Genomic DNA, 17,441 nt, shown 5'->3' on the forward strand with positions numbered 1-17,441 from the left:
CACACAGGCCTTCTCGCGCTGCTTTGGCGCCCTCCTTGTGTGGTTCAACAAACTAACCCGCGGATAAAACCGCAAATTACCCTGCGGTTAATGCCGCATCAAAAAATGTCAGAATCTTTTGCCGCCCTATTTGAAGAGTCCTTGACACGCACAGAAATGCGTCCAGGCGAAGTTATCACTGCTGAAGTGGTACGTATCGAGCACAGCTTTGTGGTTGTCAACGCTGGCCTCAAGTCTGAAGCCTACGTGCCGCTCGAAGAATTCAAGAGTGACAAGGGCGAAATCGAAGTTCAGGTTGGCGACTTTGTGTCGGTGGCCATTGGTTCCATCGAAAACGGCTATGGCGACACCATTCTGTCGCGCGACACCGCCAAGCGTCTCGCTTCGTGGATGAGCCTGGAAAAAGCCCTGGAAACCGGCGAGTTCGTCACCGGCACCACCAGTGGCAAAGTCAAGGGCGGCCTGACCGTGCTGGTCAATGGCATCCGCGCCTTCCTGCCAGGCTCGTTGGTGGACACACGTCCTACCAAAGACCTGTCCCCGTACGAAAACAAGACCCTGGAATTCAAGGTCATCAAGCTCGATCGCAAGCGCAACAACGTCGTGCTGTCACGCCGCGCCGTGGTCGAAGCCAGCATGGGCGAAGAACGCGCCAAGCTGATGCAAACCCTGAAAGAAGGCTCCGTGGTTCAAGGTGTTGTCAAGAACATCACCGAATACGGCGCATTCGTGGACCTGGGCGGTATCGACGGCCTGTTGCACATCACCGACATGGCATGGCGCCGCGTCCGTCACCCCTCTGAAGTGGTGACCGCTGGTCAAGAAATAACCGCCAAGATCCTGAAATTCGACACCGAGAAAAACCGCGTGTCACTGGGTCTGAAACAAATGGGCGACGATCCCTGGATGGGCGTCAACCGCCGCTACCCCCAAGGTACGCGCATGTTCGGCAAGATCACGAACATTGCCGACTACGGCGCATTTGTGGAACTCGAACCCGGAATCGAAGGCCTGGTCCACGTGTCCGAAATGGACTGGACCAACAAGAATGTGGCTCCTTCGAAGATCGTTGCTTTGGGCGACGAAGTCGAAGTCATGGTTCTGGAAATCGACGAAGACAAACGCCGCATCTCCCTGGGCATGAAGCAATGCAAGGCCAACCCTTGGCAAGAATTTGCGCAGAACACCAAGCGCGGCGACCGCGTGAAGGGCCCGATCAAGTCGATCACCGACTTCGGCGTGTTTGTGGGTCTGGCTGCCGGCATCGACGGTCTGGTTCACCTCTCCGACCTGTCCTGGAACGAGCCCGGCGAAACCGCTGTGCGCGAATACAAAAAGGGCCAGGAAGTCGAAGCCCTGGTGTTGGCCGTGGACGTGGACCGCGAACGCATCTCCCTGGGCATCAAGCAGCTGGATTCCGATCCATTCACCACCTTTGCCACGATCAATGACAAGGGCCAGGTTGTGACCGGCAAGGTCAAGACCGTGGACGCCAAGGGCGCTGAAATCGATCTGGGCGACGACATCATCGGCTACCTGCGCGCCAGCGAAATCTCCCGCGACCGCGTGGAAGATGCACGCAACGTGCTCAAGGAAGGCGACGAAGTCACTGCTGTGGTTGTCAACGTGGATCGCAAGACTCGCAACATCCAGTTGTCCATCAAGGCCAAGGATGCAGCTGATCAGAACGAAGCCATGTCCACCTTGAGCCAGCAATCGGCTCGTGAAAATGCTGGCACCACCAGCCTGGGCGCATTGTTGCGTGCCAAACTCGATAACAACAATTAATTGTTGATTCGCCATTAAAAGAACGACCGGCTGCGTAAAGCGCCGGTCGTTTTTTTGTCCGGATTTATTTATCTCATGACTCGCTCCGACCTTGTCGAAGAACTGGCCGCCCGGTTCAGCCAGCTCACCCACCGCGATGCCGAATTCGCCGTCAAGGCCATTCTTGACGCCATGAACGACGCATTGGTACGCGGACATCGCATTGAAATTCGGGGGTTCGGCAGTTTTTCCGTCAACCACAGACCGCCCCGCATGGGACGTAATCCACGCAGCGGCGAAAGCGTGGCCATCCCGGAAAAACGCGTGCCTCACTTCAAACCCGGCAAAGCCCTGCGTGAAGCAGTCGACCTGCGCACGGCCGAACTGGAAGCCAAGACCCAGGTCTGACGCAAGGCATTGAGCGCGGGGACATGACGCCAGGACGTTAGAATCGTTACGTCACTGGGGAGATCGATGAAACACCTCATGTGGCTGCTTAAGTGGATACTTAAAGCAGCCATTTTTTTTACCCTGTTTGCCTTCGCGCTGAACAACCAGCAGGACACCACTGTGCATTTTTTCTTTGGTACGCAGTGGCGTGCGCCCCAGGTCCTGGTCGTCCTGACCGCTTTTGCGACCGGGGTGGCCGTTGGCGTGCTGGGCATGGTACCTCGTTGGTGGAAGCATCGCCGCGCCAGCGCCCTGACGACATCGACCACGGCAGACGTCCACAAAACGCAGGCCACGCCACCGCCCATCCCGCATGGACTTTGACCTGAGTTGGATACTTCTTGGCCTGCCTTTTGCATTTGTGCTGGGCTGGGTCGCCTCCCGGCTTGATCTTCGCCAGTTGCGCATTGAAAACCATCAAGCGCCCAAAGCCTATTTCAAGGGCTTGAACTTCTTGCTCAATGAGCAGCAGGACCAGGCGATTGATGCTTTTATCGAAGCCGTACAGAACGACCCGGACACGTCGGAGCTGCATTTCGCGCTGGGCAATCTGTTTCGTCGACGGGGCGAATACGAACGCGCCGTGCGCGTCCACGAGCACCTGCTGTCGCGCGGCGATTTGAGCCTGGCCGACCGTCAGCGCGCGCAGCATGCACTGGCACTGGACTACCTCAAGGCAGGTCTGCTCGACCGCGCTGAAGCGGCCTTGCTCAAGCTGGAAGGAACGCCGTTTGAGGCCCAGGCGCGCTTGGCCTTGCTCGCCAACTATGAGCGCAGCCGGGACTGGACCCAGGCAGCCCAAATTGCGCAAAAACTGGCCCACGCGAATCAGGGCAGTTTCAGCGGCCGTCTGGCGCATTACTTGTGTGAGCAGGCTGCTTCTTGTATTGCCAATCAGGAACCCGAGCAAGCCCTCTCCCTGCTTCAGGAATCAATCGAAACGGCGCCAGATGCGCCGCGACCCCGCATAGATCTCGCCAAGCTACTGAATAGCCAAGGCAAGCCGGGAGAAGCTTATGCAGCACTTCAGAAGTCTCTTGAATCCTCACCCGCTGCCACGCCCCTGATCGCCGGACCTTTCGCCGAATATGCGCTTGCATCCGGGCATTCATTCGAAGCACTTGAATTGCTCAAAACAAATTACGACCTGGCCCCCTCACTGGATGTTCTGGATGCCATCGTGGCGCTGGAGGCCACCGTGCAGGGCCCCTCGCCCAGCGCACGCGACTGGTACGTGCGACATCTGGAACGAGAGCCATCGCTGGTCGCCGCAGCCAAATGGATTGCGGGCGAAAAGCTCGAACACGAGCAGTTTCATCCGCAGGTACAACGGGCCTTGGACCATGCCGTCAAACCGCTGACACGCTACCGCTGTGCTGCCTGCGGCTTCGAGGCCAAACAACATTTCTGGCATTGTCCGGGCTGCCAGGCGTGGGACAGTTACCCGACCCGACGGGTTGAAGAGCTATGACAGACACATCTAATTTCATGACCGTTTCAAGAGAAAAATTATCGAAGGCGCGCGTGCTCGTGGTTGGCGACGTGATGCTGGACCGCTACTGGTTCGGCGCCGTCGACCGTATCTCACCCGAAGCACCGGTGCCCATTGTGCGCATCACGCGCGAAGAAGAACGCAATGGCGGGGCGGCCAACGTAGCCTACAACGTGGTTACGCTAGGTGCCCAATCCTCGCTGCTTACCGTCGTGGGCGATGATGAAGCCAGCCACAAGCTCGAAGCCCTGGTTGCCGGCACCGGCATCCGCACGCATTTTGGCCGCGATGCCGAACTGAAGACCACCGTCAAACTGCGGGTCATTGGCCGCCAGCAGCAACTGCTGCGCCTGGATTTCGAAAACACGCCCAAGACGGAAGTGCTGGCCTCGCAGACAACAACCTTCGCCACGCTGCTGCCCGAACACGATGCCGTCCTCTTTTCGGATTACGGCAAGGGCGGCCTGGCCCACGTGAGCAACATGATTGCGCGTGCCCGGGCGGCCGGCAAACCGATCCTGATCGACCCCAAAGGCACCGACTTTTCCCGCTACAAAAATGCCAGCGTCATTACACCGAATCGCGCCGAGTTGCAGCAGGTCATCGGTCCCTGGCTGGACGAAGCTGACCTCCAGACCAAATGTCAAAACCTGCGCGAACAACTCGGCCTGGACGCCGTGCTGTTGACCCGCAGCGAAGAAGGCATGACACTGTTCGACGCGCAGGGGCAGCTCAGTGTGAGTGCCCAGGCCCTTGAAGTGTTTGACGTGACCGGCGCTGGCGATACGGTCATTGCCACCATGGCAGCGATGGTGGCTGCCGGTTTGAGTATGCGGGAGGCCCTGCCGTTGGCGAATCGGGCCGGCGGGCTGGTGGTGGGCAAGTTTGGTACGGCCACGGTTTCTTATGAGGAGTTGTTCGCATGACCCGAATCGTTGTTACGGGTGCTGCCGGCTTTATTGGCAGCAACCTGATTAAGGGCCTGAATGCGCGCGGCTTCGACGACATCATTGCCGTCGATGACCTGACGCAGGGCGACAAGTTTCGCAATCTCGCCGATCTGCAGATTGCAGACTATGTGGATGCCGGCGTGTTTTATGACATGTTCGCCCACGGTGCCTTCGGCCAGATCGAGGCTGTGTTTCATGAAGGTGCCTGCAGCGACACCATGGAAAGCAACGGCAAGTACATGATGGACAACAACTACGTGACCTCCGTCAGTTTGTTCCAGGCGTGTCAAAAACGCGGCGCGCGGCTCTTGTATGCGTCCAGCGCCGCCACTTACGGCGGTTCCAACACCTTCAGGGAAGAGCCCGCCTTTGAGCGGCCTCTCAATGTGTACGGCTACTCCAAACTATTGTTTGACCAGCGCATGCGGCGCGAGTGCGGTGTCGATTTCCAACGCTCCATCGTCGGCAAAACCGGGCAGGTGGTGGGTTTTCGTTACTTCAATGTGTATGGTCCACATGAGCAGCACAAAGGCCGCATGGCCAGCGTCGCCTTCCACCAGTTCAAGCAGTTTCAGCTTGAGGGCAAGGTCAAGCTGTTCGGTGACTACGGTGGCTACGCCCCGGGGGCGCAGATGCGTGATTTCGTTTTTATTGACGATGTGGTGGCGGTCAATCTCTGGTTCTTTGACCACCCCGGTGTGTCTGGCATCTTCAATCTGGGCACCGGCCGGGCCCAGCCCTTCAACGACGTCGCCAGCTCCGTGGTGAACGCGATGCGGGCCATCCAGGGCGAGGCCGCATTGCCACTTGAAGCGATTGCTGCAGCGGGTCTGATTGAATACGTTCCCTTCCCTGACGCCCTGCGTGGCAAGTACCAGTGTTACACCCAGGCCGACCTGACTGCCTTGCGGGCCACGGGCTGCGACCACAGCTTCGCTGACGTGCAGAGCGGCGTGTCGAAATACGTTCAATGGATGGCCAGTCAGGCCTGAGTTCAACTATTTGTCCTACCTGCAACAGGATTTTCTGACGGCGCGTCAACGCATCCTGTCTTGTGCTCGTTGTGTTGCTGGCCTTGTTACAAATACGGGGCCCACATTTTTGTGTGTTTCTCATTCACCTTCAGGAGTTGATTCATGTTGAAGAAAATTCTGGCCATCGTGGCCATGTTGTATGCCGCAGCCTGCTTTGCCGCCGTGGACGTCAACAAGGCCGGCGCAGCCGAACTGGACAGCATCAAGGGCATCGGGCCAGCCATGTCCACCAAGATTCTGGACGAGCGCAAGAAAGGGAACTTCAAGGATTGGAATGACTTCATCGAGCGCGTCAAGGGTGTGGGCGAAGGCAATGCGGCCAAGTTTTCCACAGAAGGCCTGACCGTGAACGGGTCCGCGTTCAAGGGCGCTGCGGCGGCACCCGCTGCCAAGGAAGAAAAGAAAGACCTCAAGGCTGAAGCGAAAACCAAGACAGACGCCAACAAGGTATCCAAGGCGGATGAAAAGCAGAAAAAAGCTGGAGCGACCACACCCGCCGCCAGTGCAGCCAGTGCTGCCAAGAAGTAATTCAGAGTTGATCAATAAAAAACCCGCTTCGGCGGGTTTTTTATTGATCAGCGCCCGCTCAAGCCGTACTACTGCAGACTCATCTGCCCAGTTGACTTGCACTCGTACATGGCGCGGTCGGCAACACACAGCAAATTACCCATATCAGCACCGTGATCCGGGTACAGACCCAGACCTAAGCTGGCACTGACACGCACAAACACACCGGGGTCCAGTGTGATCGGATCGGATAGTGTCTCAATCAGTTTCATACCAATTTGAACAAGCTCCTGCGGATCGTCAAAGGATTCAACAAGCAGGACAAACTCGTCCCCGCCCAACCGGGCAACCGTATCGGACGCCCGAACCGCGCCCACGAGGCGCCGTGCCATGGTGATCAGAACCGCGTCCCCGGCAGCATGGCCATAGTCATCGTTAATGGTTTTGAAATCATTCAAGTCAATCATCAACAGCGCAAAAGATTTGCCGCCGCGTTTGGCCCGTTCCACCGCAGAATGGAAACGATCTGCCAGGAGTATTCGGTTGGCCAGGCCGGTCAGATTATCGTGATGGGCCTGAATTCTCAGCGTCATCTCACTGGCGCGAAGGTCCGAAATCTCGCGCTGCAAAGCTTGCACCCGTTGTGCCACACACTGCTCCACGCGAAGATCCTGGCTAAGCAACAGTTCGGATACCTGCCGGCGCATCGCGCTCGCCCGGGCCAATGCCCGGTCTCGTTGAGCACGTACCAGCTGCAATCGGCGACTCAACATGAGGACGATAGCGACCATCATCAACACACCAAGCACCAGCGATGCCGACATGGCGGCGTCGGTCAGTTCATGACCGATCCACGCCAACCCACCCAGGCCCAACACCAGCGCAACACTGCGCCCCAGCCAGAGCCGCTGAGGTCGATGGATATACCCTGCGTGATTACCAAGGCCAGACATGATCTTTTCCAGAATTTGGCAAGAACAACAATGTGACATCCTGCCTACCCGAGTCGAGCGGGTTGCACAGATGCGTTGAGGGTCACATTTTGCCGAGCGATCCTGCCAGCGTCCATCCCCCAAATGGGGGATATGCATCACGTCATTGGCTTGGCGCGTGCCAAGGGATCAATCGATGGACAACAATGCCATCTGTGTCACGCCAGCAAGCGATGCAGGCCGCTCAGCTTCGCGATCAAGCTTGAAGGTGCTGACCGTCGCCGCGAGTTGTGCCGCCTGGTCTCGCAAGCTCTCTGCGGCGGCGGCACTCTGCTCCACCAGGGCGGAGTTCTGCTGTGTCATCTGGTCAAGTGAGGCAATGGCGGTGTTGATCCGGGAGATGCCCTCGCATTGCGCCGACGCGGCGACGGTGATCTCGCCCAGTGTGTCCGTCACCCGCTGAACCGAGTTCACGATGTCATTCATGGTGTCACCGGCATCGGCCACCAGTCGCGTGCCACGGGCCACCCGATCAACGCTCGCCGCGATCAAAATCTTGATCTCCTTGGCCGCCTGCGCCGAACGCCCGGCCAGAGTGCGCACTTCGGCCGCCACCACCGCAAAACCCCGTCCCTGCTCACCTGCGCGCGCGGCTTCCACGGCCGCATTGAGTGCCAGGATGTTGGTCTGGAAGGCGATGCCGTCGATCACGGTGATGATGTCGGCGATCCGGGCCGAACTGGTGTTGATCTCGCCCATGGTGCTGACGACTTCCGCAACCACCGTGCCCCCGCGCGCCGCCGCGCTGGCCGCCGATGCGGCGAGCTGACTGGCCAGCCGGGCGGAATCGGCACTGTTCATCACGATGCCGGTGAGATGGTCCATGGACGACGCCGTCTGCTGCAGGTTCGATGCGGCGTCCTCGGTACGCTGGCTCAAATCCTGATTGCCTGCGGCCACCTCGCTGCTCGCCACCTGAATCGAATCGGCCGCATGGCGAATCCCGCCCACCAGAGTCTTTAACTTGTCCTGCATGGCCGCGATGCCCTGCAACAGTCGCCCGGTTTCGTCAAAAATCCGGACCTCGACCTGTGACGACAAATCACCCGTGGCGATTCGCTCCGCCACCACCACGGCGCGGCTGATCGGGGCCGTCACACTGACCGTGATGCGCCAGGCGATCAGGCCGCCCATGACGAGAGCCATCAGCACCAGAGCGCCCACGACGACAAACATGTTGTGCTGCAAGGCCGCCACCTCGACGCTGGCGGACTCACTTTGATGGCGCTGCAGTTCTATCAATTCCACCACATGGCCGCGCAACACGATTTCCGCCGGCCGCACCCGGTTCATCAGGGTCAGCACCGCCGCCACCGTGTCACCGTCCACGGCCTGCTTCAGGGAATCCCTGAACTCCGGCAGCACCTTCTCGCCGGCGCGGGAAATGTCGGCCATCAGTTGGCGCTCCTGATCGCTGGCCTTGTCGCCAGCCAGCAAAGCGGTGAGATCGCGCTGTGTCTTGACATACGACGTCTCTGCAGCCCGCGTACCCTGGGCTTCAACTTCCAGCTGCTTGCGGTCCAGGTCGGCAAACAAGGCGGCCGAACGTGTGTGAACCGCCAGGTCGTTGAGACTGCCCATCAATTCATTGGCCAGCGCCGTTTTCAGGTTGTTCACCTGAACGATGCGCTGCACTTGCGCCCCGAGCAACCGTAACGCGTACGAGCTGGTGATTGCGACCGCCAGCAGCAGCACCAGGATGCTGACAAAGCCCAGCGCCAGTCGGCGCGCCAGGGACATCGACCGGAATAAGTGCCTGGACATAGCGGATGCCAATCTTTATGCGCTTAGGCGCCGAAGCCGCCACCACCCGGCGTGCAAATCTCAAACACATCGCCGGCTTGCATCTCGGCCTGGCCGATGTGGCCCAGCGCTTCCACCCGTCCATCCGTCCGCAACACCCGATTCACGCCGACTTGCCCCGGCTGGCCGCCCGCCATGCCAAAGGCACCATGCAGGCGACCGTTGGACAGAATGCTGGCGGTCATGGCTTCCAGGAACCGGACGCGCCGCACGCCGCCGTTGCCGCCGTGCCAGTGCCCGGACCCGCCCGAGCCCGGGCGGATCTCATAACTTTCCAACCGCACCGGAAAACGGAACTCGAACACTTCCGGGTCGGTCAGGCGGGAATTGGTCATATGGGTTTGCACCACGTCGGTGCCGTTGAAGCCCCCGACGAGAGCCCCGTCGGCGCTCGTCATGCCACCGGCACCCGAGCCGCCCGAGATCGTCTCGTAGTACTGGTAGTGGGCGTTGCCAAAGGTGAAGTTGTTCATGGTGCACTGGCTGCCGGCCATCACCCCCAGCGCGCCGTACAAGGCGTTGGTGATGCAAGTCGAGGTTTCCACATTGCCCGCCACCACCGAAGCCGGCGGATTCGGATTCAGCATGGAGCCCAGCGGAATGATGACCTGAAGCGGCTTGAGGCAGCCCGCGTTGAGCGGAATGTCGTCGTCCACCAGGGTTCGGAACACATACAAGACCGCGGCCATGCACACCGCCGTCGGTGCGTTGAAGTTGTTGGTCTGCTGTGGCGAGGTGCCGCTGAAGTCGATCACCGCGCTGCGCTCGGCCGCATTGACACGAATCGCCACCTGGATCTGCGCCCCGTTGTCCAGCGGCAAGGTGAAGGCGCCATCTTTCAGACGCGTGATGACCCGGCGTACCGATTCTTCGGCGTTGTCCTGCACATGGCGCATATAAGCCTGCACCACCTCCAGGCCGAAGTGATCCACCATCTTGCCCAGCTCCTGCACGCCTTTTTCGTTGGCGGCGATCTGCGCCCGGAGATCGGCCATGTTCTGCTGCGGGTTGCGGCTCGGGTATTCGCCACTCTGCAGCAGCGCCACCATCTCGGCCTCGCGCAGCACGCCGCGGTCCACCAGCTTGAAGTTGTTGATCTGCACGCCCTCCTCTTCAATGCGCGTGGAGAACGGGGGCATGGAACCCGGCGTGATGCCGCCGACATCGGCATGGTGGCCGCGGGAACCCACGTAAAACGTGGGTTGGTCATTCAGGTAGACCGGCGTGATGACCGTGATGTCGGGCAAATGCGTGCCGCCATGGTAGGGGTCGTTCAGCACGTACACATCACCGGGCTGCATGCTGGTGGCGTTCTCGCGCACCACGGTCTTGATGCTTTCACCCATGGAGCCCAGATGCACCGGCATGTGCGGCGCGTTGGCAATCAGGTTGCCGCTAGCGTCGAACAGCGCACAGCTGAAGTCCAGCCGCTCCTTGATGTTGACCGAGTAGGCGGTGTTCTGCAGTTGCAGGCCCATCTGCTCGGCGATGTTCATGAACAGGTTGTTGAACACCTCCAGCAGCACCGGGTCCACGGTCGTACCAACTGCAAATTTGATAGCACGCTGCGCCCGTCGAATCAGGGCCAGGTGGTCAAACTCTGTCAAAGTAGCTTCCCAACCGGGCTCCACCACGGTGGTGGCGTTCTTCTCGGCGATGATGGCCGGGCCGGGGATGATGTCCCCCGGGCGCAGGTCCTCGCGCACCACCAGCGCCGCCTCCACCCACTGGCCGCCCGAATACATGCGCACTGTCTCGCGCACGGCACCGCTGGCCCGCAGATCACGCGGCGCATGCAGGGTGTGGCGCGGTTCGGCCGGGGCGTCGCCGGCAATCACCGCCTCCACCGACACGGCCTCGACGATCAGGCCCTTGCCCTCCATCAAAAAGGAGAAACGCTGGCGATAGGCGGCTTCAAAACCGGCTTCGATATGCGCCACGACCAGCGCCGGCGTGGCGTCGCCCATCTGCGGATACACCACCACCAGCGCCGAGTCGCTGCCCTCGTAGCGCACATGCACGCGCCGGTGCGTGGTGATGTGGCCCTGGCTGACCTGCTGGCGCGTCAACTCTTCCTCGGCCACCGTGGCCAGCGCATCAAGTTGGGCGGCGATGCCGGACAGGGCTTCGGCCCTGAGTTTGACCTCCACCGCCTGCTCGCGAATCACGGTCTGGTCGGCCAGCCCCATGCCATAAGCGCTGAGCACGCCCGCCAGCGGGTGCACAAAGATACGCGTCATGCCCAGCGCATCAGCCACCAGACAGGCATGCTGGCCGCCGGCGCCGCCAAAACACTGCAGGGTGTAGCGCGTGACGTCATAACCCCGCGCCACGGAAATCTTCTTGATCGCGTTGGCCATTTGCTGCACCGCGATGTTGATGAAGCCCTCGGCCACGTCCTCGGACGCCAGCTGGGTCTGGCCGGCGAGTGCCTCGAATTTCTCCTGCACCACTTCCAGGCTCAGCGCCTCATTGGCATGCGGACCGAACACCTTGGGGAAATAGCGCGGCTGGATTTTGCCCAGCATCACATTCGCGTCGGTCACCGCCAGCGGGCCGCCACGGCGGTAGCTGGCCGGGCCGGGGTTGGCGCCGGCGCTCTGTGGCCCGACCCGAAAGCGCGACCCGTCAAACGCCAGCAGCGAACCGCCGCCGGCCGCCACCGTGTGAATGCTCATCATCGGTGCCCGCATGCGCACGCCGGCCACCTGGGTTTCGAACTCGCGCTCGAACTCACCGGCGTAATGCGACACGTCGGTCGAGGTGCCGCCCATGTCAAAGCCGATGACCTTCTCGATGCCGGCAATCGCCGCGGTGCGGGCCATGCCCACAATGCCGCCGGCCGGGCCGCTCAGAATCGCGTCCTTGCCCTGGAACACATGCGCGTCGGTCAAGCCACCGCTGGATTGCATGAAAAACAGCTTCACGCCCGGCATGTCGCCGGCCACCTGCTCCACATAACGCCGCAGAATCGGCGACAGATAGGCATCCACCACCGTGGTGTCGCCGCGGCTGACGAACTTCATCATCGGGCTGGTTTCATGCGAGGTGCTGATCTGAGTAAAGCCCACCTCGGTCGCGATGCGTTTGGCCGCCAGTTCATGCTCGGTGTAACGGTAACCGTGCATGAATACGATGGAAACAGAGCGCAGACCCCGTGCATATTGCGCAGATAGCTCTTCTTTTAATAGCAATTCGTCAAGCGGCTGAATCACGTCGCCATGCGCGCCGACGCGCTCCTGGGCCTCGACGACAGCGCTGTACAAGAGCTCGGGCAGCTGGATGTTGCGGTCAAAAATGCGCGGACGGTTCTGGTAGGCAATGCGCAGCGCATCGCGGAAACCGCGCGTGGTCACCAGCAGGGTCGGTTCGCCCTTGCGCTCCAGCAGCGCATTGGTGGCGACCGTGGTGCCCATCTTGACGCAGGCCACGCGCTCGGGCGTGACCGGCTCGCCGGCTTTGAGCCCCAGCAGATGACGAATGCCGGCCACGGCGGCGTCCTTGTATTGCTCGGGGTTTTCGCTCAGCAGCTTGTGCGTGACCAACGTGCCGTCGGGGCGTTTACCCACCACGTCGGTGAACGTGCCACCGCGGTCAATCCAGAATTGCCAGAGTTTGCTGTCCAGTGTGTTGTTGAGGTCTTGCATGATGATGTTGCGTCGATTCTTGCGAACGACGATCCGGTTTAGTTGAAGTAATAAGGGACAAAAATGGCATTGGCCTCGTGGCCGACCGAGCGAACCCATTCACGCGAAAAGCGCTCGCCCATGCGTTTGATTTCCAGCTCCAGCTCTGGCGACAGGCGCTCAACCTTGATGCCGTTGCGCTGCAACTCCTGGGTCGAACTCCGGGCCACGGTTTCACTGGTCAGCCAGCCCCGGCCTTCTGCTTCGCTGGCGGCTTTCAATACCGCCGCGCGCGCGTCGGGCGCGAGCAAGTCGAAGCTTTTTGCGTTGACGAACACGATGTTCTTGGGGAACCAGGCATTGATCTCGTAGTAATACTTGATAGGGCCCCAAACCTTGTTCTCCACACCGGTCACGGCCGACGTGATCATGGTGTCCAGCCGACCTTCGCCGAGTGCCCGTCCGACATCGCCCATGGCGATATCCACGGGATCGGCGCCCAATATCTCGGCAATGCGAACCGTGGTCTGGTTGTAGGTGCGCATTTTCATATGTCTGAAGTCAGCCGCCGTCTTGATCGGCCGGGTCGCATACAGGCCTTGCGGTGGCCAGGGCACGGCATACAAAATCTTGAGCCCGCGCCGGGCAAACTCCCGCGCCATGCCAGGACGCTGCAACTGCCACAGGCGTTGGGCGGCTGGGTAGGAACCGACGACAAACGGAATGGAATCGGCGCCCGCGATCGGCATGTCCGTGACCAGGCTGGTCATGATGGTCTCGCCGGCCTGCACTTTGCCATCCTGCACCGCCTGACGAATGTCGTTGAGCTTGAACAGGCTGCCGTTGGGCGCCAACTCAATCTTGAGCTGGCCTTGGGTGGCCGCCTCCACTTCACGCCCAAATTGGGCGATGTTTTCGCCGTGAAACGATTCCGCCCGATAGCCGGTGGCCAATTTCCAGGTGGTTTGAGCGTGCGCCACCGTGGCCGCGCAGAGCGCAGCAATCAGGAACAGTTTCATGAGAATCTCCGAAGAGCTTGAAGGGAGTCGGGTTGTGCCTGAAAGGCTAGACAATCACGTCATGTTGCGCGGCATCCACAGCACGATGTCCGGCACAAAGTAGGTCAGCAAAACCATGAACACCATCACCAGAAAGAAAGGCAGCGCCACCCGGGCCAGGTAGGTCAACTGCTTTTTGGTCAGGCCTTGCAGCACGAAGAGGTTGAAGCCCACCGGCGGCGTAATCTGCGCCATCTCGACCACCAGCACAATGAAGATGCCGAACCAGATCAAATCAAACCCGGCTTTCTCCACCGTGGGCAACAGGATCGACATGGTCAGCACCACCATCGAGATGCCGTCCAGAAAACAGCCCAGCACGATGAAGAAGCCCACCAGCATCACGATCAACATGAACGGCGACAGATGCAGCGCGCCAATGAATTCAGCCAGGTGACGCGGCAGGCCGATAAAGCCCATGGCCAGCGTCAGGAACGCAGCCCCGGCCAGAATCAAACCGATCATGCAATACACCCGGCAGGCCGCCATCACCCCGCTCTTGAAGGTGGCCCAGGTCAGGGTGCGCTCCAACCCGGACAGAATCAGCGAGCCACCTACCCCTAGCGCCGCCGCCTCCGTGGCGGTGGCGACACCGGAGTAGATCGAGCCTAAAACCAGAGCAATCAAGGACACCACCGGGATCAGATGGCGCGAGGCATACACCTTTTGCCCGAAGCTCATGGACACATCGGCCGGGGGCACTTTGTCCTTGTTGAACAAGGCCCAGACAATGATGTAACCGCTGAACAAGGCGGCCAACACCAGCCCCGGTATCACCCCGGCAATAAAGAGTTTGGCAATCGACACATTGGCGGCCACGCCGTACACAATCATGATGATGGACGGCGGAATCAGCAGCCCCAGCGTGCTGGCACCGGCCAGGGTGCCGATGGAGATGTCGTCCGGGTAACCGCGTTTTTTCAGCTCCGGCAACGAGATCTTGCCAATGGTGGCGCAGGTCGCCGCCGACGAGCCCGAGACCGCCGCGAAGATGGTGCTGCCAATCACATTGACATGCAGCAGGCGGCCGGGCAAGCGGTCCAGCCAGGGCGCCAGGCCTTTGAACAGGCCCTCGGAGAGCTTGCTGCGAAACAGGATTTCACCCATCCACAAAAACAGCGGCAGCGCGGTCAGCGTCCAGCTCGAGGTCGTGCCCCAGATGGTGAGCAACATGGCGTCGCCCACGGGCCGCTGGGTGAACATTTCCATGGCGATCACCGCCACGCCCAGCAGCGACAGGCCGATCCACAAGCCGGAGCCCAGGACGATAAAGAGCATCAGGATCAATGCGCCCGCAATTAAGATGTCCATGACATTTTTCCAGTTAGATGAGTCGGGGTTTATTCAGCGCGGGCGGATTCGCCATCGGATTCTTCAAAGAAGGTCCGGCCTTGGATGCGGCTGATCAGGGCGTCGGCAAAAGCCACCGCGAAACCGATGCTGCCCAGCACCATCATGGTTTGCGGTAGCCAGAGCGGGGTCGCATCAGCCGCTGCCGACACGTCATGAAAGGTATAGGAAATCCAGGCCATGCGGGCAGCGAACCATGCAAAATAAGCGCTCAAAGCCACTGCGGCGCCAAGACACCAGTACTCAAAAACAAGCTTGGCGCGCGCCGGCAGTTTCTGCAACACCATGGTGACCCGGATGTGATCGCCGTGCCGGAGCGTCTCCGGCAATGCCAGGAACAGGGTCGCAGCAATCGCATAGCCGGCATAGGCGTCCAGACCGGGAATGTCCCACAGGAACTCCCGGGCCGCAACCCCCAACAGGATCACGCCAAACGTCATCACCATCGAGATGCAGGCGAGGAGCAGCAGGAATTTATAGAAATTTTTGACAAGTTTGTTCATGGCATGCTCCTGGAGGACAAGACAAATTGATACTAAAAACACCGGGTGCGTGGCGCGCCCGGTCCGGCTATCTACAGCTTGTGATAAGCGTCAATGATGGCTTTGCCTTCAGGGCCAGCCGTCTTGAGCCACTCTTCGGTCATGGTCGCGCCAATCTTGTTCAGGCCGTCGCGAATCTCATCCGTGGGCAGGCCGGTGACCATGCCGTTCTTGCCCAGGTCCTTGATGTAGGCCGCGTCTTTGGTGCGGCTTGCGGCCCAACCGCGCTCTTCAGCGGCGTTGGCGGCGCCCACGATAGCGTCCTGGGTGGCTTTGTCCAGCGCGTCAAAAGCCTTCTTGTTGACCACCGTGGCATTGCGCGGCAACCAGGCGCTGACGATGTAGAAATGCTTGGTCTGCTCGTACAGTTTGCTGTCGATCCCGCTGGCGCTGGAGGTCAGGAAATTATCGACCGCGCCGGTCGCCAGCGCCTGACCCAACTCGGCCAGTTGAATCGTGACCGGCTGGGCTTTGACCAGTTGCGCGATCCGGGTGGTGGCCGGGTTGTAGGCGCGCATCTTGGTGCCTTTGAAATCGTCCATCGTCTTCATGGGCTTGGTCGAATACAGCGACTGTCCTGGCCAGGGCACCGAGAACAAGAGCTTCAGGCCTTGCTCCGCCAGCAGTTTTTCGGTCGCGGGCTTTGAAGCGATATAGAGCTTCTTGGCCGCGCCGTAGCTGGTCGCCAGAAAGGGAATCGAATCGACGCCGAACAGGGCGTTCTCGTTGGACGCGCTGGAGAGAATGAACTCGCCTATTTGCGCCTGGCCAGTTTGCACGGCACGCTTGATCTCCGGCATTTTGTACAGGGAGGCGCCAGCATGCACGGTGATCTTGAGCTTGCCGGCCGTGGCCTTGCCCACGTCATCGGCAAACTGCTGCACGTTTTCCGTCTGAAAGGTGTTGGTGGCATAGCCCGTGGGCAAATCCCATTTCGCTTGCGCAAAGGCCAGCGGTGCCGTCAGGGTGGAAGCGCAGGCCAGGACGAGGACAAGTTTTTTCATTTCAGTTCCTAAGTGAGTCGCGGTTAAAAAGAGGCAAGTTGTTGATTGAACAAGTCAGTGATCAGCATCGCCCCCGGAGCATGGGTGATGCAGAACGCGGGGCGGGCCTGGACCAGTGCGGCTTGGGGCGTGACGCCGCAGGCCCAGAACACCGGAATTTCATCAGCCATCACCTCGACCGCGTCGCCATAGTCGGGCGCGTCCAGATCGGTGATGCCGATCAGGGCAGGATCACCCAGATGCACCGGCGCGCCATGCACATTGGGGAAACGCGAGGTCACCTGGATGGCGCGAATAGCGGCGGCCGCCTTCATGGGGCGCATCGACACCACCATCGGGCCGTGGAAGACGCCAGCGGCTTGGGTTTGAATATTGGTGCGGTACATGGCCACATTCTTGCCCTGGGCGATATGCCGCAAGGACAGGCCGGCTTCCAGCAAGGCCTGCTCGAACGAGAACGAGCAGCCCAGCACAAAGGTCACCAGGTCAGCACGCCACAAGGACGAGATGTCGGTCGGTTCAGCAACCACTTCACCCTGGCGCCACACGCGGTAGCGCGGCAGGTCGGAGCAGATGTCGATGTCCGCACCCAGACTCGGCAACATGGCCTCGCCCGGCTCCGACACGGCGAGCAGCGGACAGGGCTTGGGGTTGCGCTGACAGTAAAGCAGAAAGTCATTGGCCTGGGCTTGCGGAAGAATGACCACATTGCCCTGCACATGATCGCTGGCCAGACCGCTGGTGTGCGACTGCCAGACACCCTGGCGAATCAGCTTGCGCACATGCGGCGCCTGCTTCGCTCCCTCAGGGCCAAAAACCGACAGGATGGATTCCGAAAGAATGTTCACTTGAATACCCCAATTCAC

At 60.3% G+C, this 17,441-nt stretch carries 15 protein-coding genes; 7 read left to right on the forward strand and 8 right to left on the reverse strand.

Annotated elements, in window-relative coordinates:
* Positions 1 to 75: 75 nt before the first annotated feature.
* The 7 genes from rpsA to C5P05_RS27190 all read left to right on the forward strand — a co-directional run bounded on the left by rpsA (position 76) and on the right by C5P05_RS27190 (position 6,221).
* The gene (rpsA, locus tag C5P05_RS27160; RefSeq protein WP_269813971.1) at positions 76 to 1,788 is read left to right on the forward strand and encodes a 30S ribosomal protein S1; all 1,713 of its coding nucleotides are present in this window, start codon (positions 76 to 78) and stop codon (positions 1,786 to 1,788) included.
* 75 nt (positions 1,789 to 1,863) lie between these two features.
* Complete coding sequence (locus C5P05_RS27165) at positions 1,864 to 2,175, forward strand: integration host factor subunit beta (protein WP_114972992.1); 312 nt, start codon at positions 1,864 to 1,866, stop codon at positions 2,173 to 2,175.
* A 78-nt stretch (positions 2,176 to 2,253) separates the two neighbouring features.
* Positions 2,254 to 2,541, forward strand: coding sequence for a LapA family protein (locus C5P05_RS27170; protein ID WP_420130786.1), 288 nt, complete (start codon positions 2,254 to 2,256; stop codon positions 2,539 to 2,541).
* On the forward strand, positions 2,531 to 3,688 hold the full coding sequence (gene lapB, locus C5P05_RS27175; protein WP_114972994.1) for a lipopolysaccharide assembly protein LapB: 1,158 nt from the start codon (positions 2,531 to 2,533) through the stop codon (positions 3,686 to 3,688). Before C5P05_RS27170 ends, lapB begins: the two co-directional genes overlap by 11 nt.
* Entirely contained in the window at positions 3,685 to 4,635 is a 951-nt protein-coding gene (gene rfaE1, locus C5P05_RS27180) for a D-glycero-beta-D-manno-heptose-7-phosphate kinase (protein ID WP_114972995.1), read from the forward strand. The genes lapB and rfaE1 overlap by 4 nt, the downstream gene beginning before the upstream one ends.
* The gene (rfaD, locus tag C5P05_RS27185; RefSeq protein WP_114972996.1) at positions 4,632 to 5,651 is read left to right on the forward strand and encodes an ADP-glyceromanno-heptose 6-epimerase; all 1,020 of its coding nucleotides are present in this window, start codon (positions 4,632 to 4,634) and stop codon (positions 5,649 to 5,651) included. Before rfaE1 ends, rfaD begins: the two co-directional genes overlap by 4 nt.
* Positions 5,652 to 5,795: 144 nt before the next feature.
* Positions 5,796 to 6,221 (forward strand): ComEA family DNA-binding protein, encoded by a 426-nt coding sequence (locus tag C5P05_RS27190; RefSeq protein ID WP_114972997.1) that lies wholly within the window; start codon positions 5,796 to 5,798, stop codon positions 6,219 to 6,221.
* Between the two features lie 68 nt (positions 6,222 to 6,289).
* Here C5P05_RS27190 and C5P05_RS27195 read toward each other — a convergent pair whose 3' ends face one another.
* The 8 genes from C5P05_RS27195 to C5P05_RS27230 form a co-directional block, all read right to left on the reverse strand.
* On the reverse strand, positions 6,290 to 7,153 hold the full coding sequence (locus C5P05_RS27195) for a GGDEF domain-containing protein (protein ID WP_157979468.1): 864 nt from the start codon (positions 7,151 to 7,153) through the stop codon (positions 6,290 to 6,292).
* A gap of 168 nt (positions 7,154 to 7,321) precedes the next feature.
* Positions 7,322 to 8,956 (reverse strand): methyl-accepting chemotaxis protein, encoded by a 1,635-nt coding sequence (locus C5P05_RS35060; protein ID WP_114972999.1) that lies wholly within the window; start codon positions 8,954 to 8,956, stop codon positions 7,322 to 7,324.
* 23 nt (positions 8,957 to 8,979) lie between these two features.
* Entirely contained in the window at positions 8,980 to 12,642 is a 3,663-nt protein-coding gene (locus C5P05_RS27205; protein WP_114973000.1) for a hydantoinase B/oxoprolinase family protein, read from the reverse strand.
* A gap of 38 nt (positions 12,643 to 12,680) precedes the next feature.
* Positions 12,681 to 13,640 (reverse strand): TRAP transporter substrate-binding protein, encoded by a 960-nt coding sequence (locus C5P05_RS27210; protein ID WP_114973001.1) that lies wholly within the window; start codon positions 13,638 to 13,640, stop codon positions 12,681 to 12,683.
* Between the two features lie 54 nt (positions 13,641 to 13,694).
* The gene (locus C5P05_RS27215) at positions 13,695 to 14,990 is read right to left on the reverse strand and encodes a TRAP transporter large permease (protein WP_114973002.1); all 1,296 of its coding nucleotides are present in this window, start codon (positions 14,988 to 14,990) and stop codon (positions 13,695 to 13,697) included.
* 29 nt (positions 14,991 to 15,019) lie between these two features.
* Complete coding sequence (locus C5P05_RS27220) at positions 15,020 to 15,532, reverse strand: TRAP transporter small permease (protein ID WP_114973003.1); 513 nt, start codon at positions 15,530 to 15,532, stop codon at positions 15,020 to 15,022.
* Positions 15,533 to 15,603: 71 nt separating this feature from the next.
* A complete protein-coding gene (locus C5P05_RS27225) occupies positions 15,604 to 16,575 on the reverse strand; it encodes a TRAP transporter substrate-binding protein (protein WP_114973004.1) in 972 nt (323 codons plus the stop codon).
* Between the two features lie 23 nt (positions 16,576 to 16,598).
* Positions 16,599 to 17,423: a putative hydro-lyase gene (locus tag C5P05_RS27230; RefSeq protein ID WP_114973005.1), complete on the reverse strand. Its 825-nt coding sequence runs from the start codon at positions 17,421 to 17,423 to the stop codon at positions 16,599 to 16,601.
* Positions 17,424 to 17,441: the final 18 nt, after the last annotated feature.

It is taken from the genome of Rhodoferax ferrireducens (assembly GCF_003347515.1).
Taxonomy (GTDB): Bacteria; Pseudomonadota; Gammaproteobacteria; order Burkholderiales; family Burkholderiaceae_C; genus Rhodoferax.

What these genes read in the sequence shown, in the direction of transcription:
- C5P05_RS27215 (WP_114973002.1), bottom strand. Translation starts at nt 14,990, where the DNA reads ATGGACATCTTAATTGCGGGCGCATTGATCCTGATGCTCTTTATCGTC.
- C5P05_RS35060 (WP_114972999.1), bottom strand. Translation starts at nt 8,956, where the DNA reads ATGTCCAGGCACTTATTCCGGTCGATGTCCCTGGCGCGCCGACTGGCG.
- C5P05_RS27225 (WP_114973004.1), bottom strand. Translation starts at nt 16,575, where the DNA reads ATGAAAAAACTTGTCCTCGTCCTGGCCTGCGCTTCCACCCTGACGGCA.
- C5P05_RS27220 (WP_114973003.1), bottom strand. Translation starts at nt 15,532, where the DNA reads ATGAACAAACTTGTCAAAAATTTCTATAAATTCCTGCTGCTCCTCGCC.
- C5P05_RS27195 (WP_157979468.1), bottom strand. Translation starts at nt 7,153, where the DNA reads ATGTCTGGCCTTGGTAATCACGCAGGGTATATCCATCGACCTCAGCGG.
- C5P05_RS27190 (WP_114972997.1), top strand. Translation starts at nt 5,796, where the DNA reads ATGTTGAAGAAAATTCTGGCCATCGTGGCCATGTTGTATGCCGCAGCC.
- C5P05_RS27170 (WP_420130786.1), top strand. Translation starts at nt 2,254, where the DNA reads ATGTGGCTGCTTAAGTGGATACTTAAAGCAGCCATTTTTTTTACCCTG.
- C5P05_RS27210 (WP_114973001.1), bottom strand. Translation starts at nt 13,640, where the DNA reads ATGAAACTGTTCCTGATTGCTGCGCTCTGCGCGGCCACGGTGGCGCAC.
- lapB (WP_114972994.1), top strand. Translation starts at nt 2,531, where the DNA reads ATGGACTTTGACCTGAGTTGGATACTTCTTGGCCTGCCTTTTGCATTT.
- rfaE1 (WP_114972995.1), top strand. Translation starts at nt 3,685, where the DNA reads ATGACAGACACATCTAATTTCATGACCGTTTCAAGAGAAAAATTATCG.
- C5P05_RS27165 (WP_114972992.1), top strand. Translation starts at nt 1,864, where the DNA reads ATGACTCGCTCCGACCTTGTCGAAGAACTGGCCGCCCGGTTCAGCCAG.
- C5P05_RS27205 (WP_114973000.1), bottom strand. Translation starts at nt 12,642, where the DNA reads ATGCAAGACCTCAACAACACACTGGACAGCAAACTCTGGCAATTCTGG.
- rfaD (WP_114972996.1), top strand. Translation starts at nt 4,632, where the DNA reads ATGACCCGAATCGTTGTTACGGGTGCTGCCGGCTTTATTGGCAGCAAC.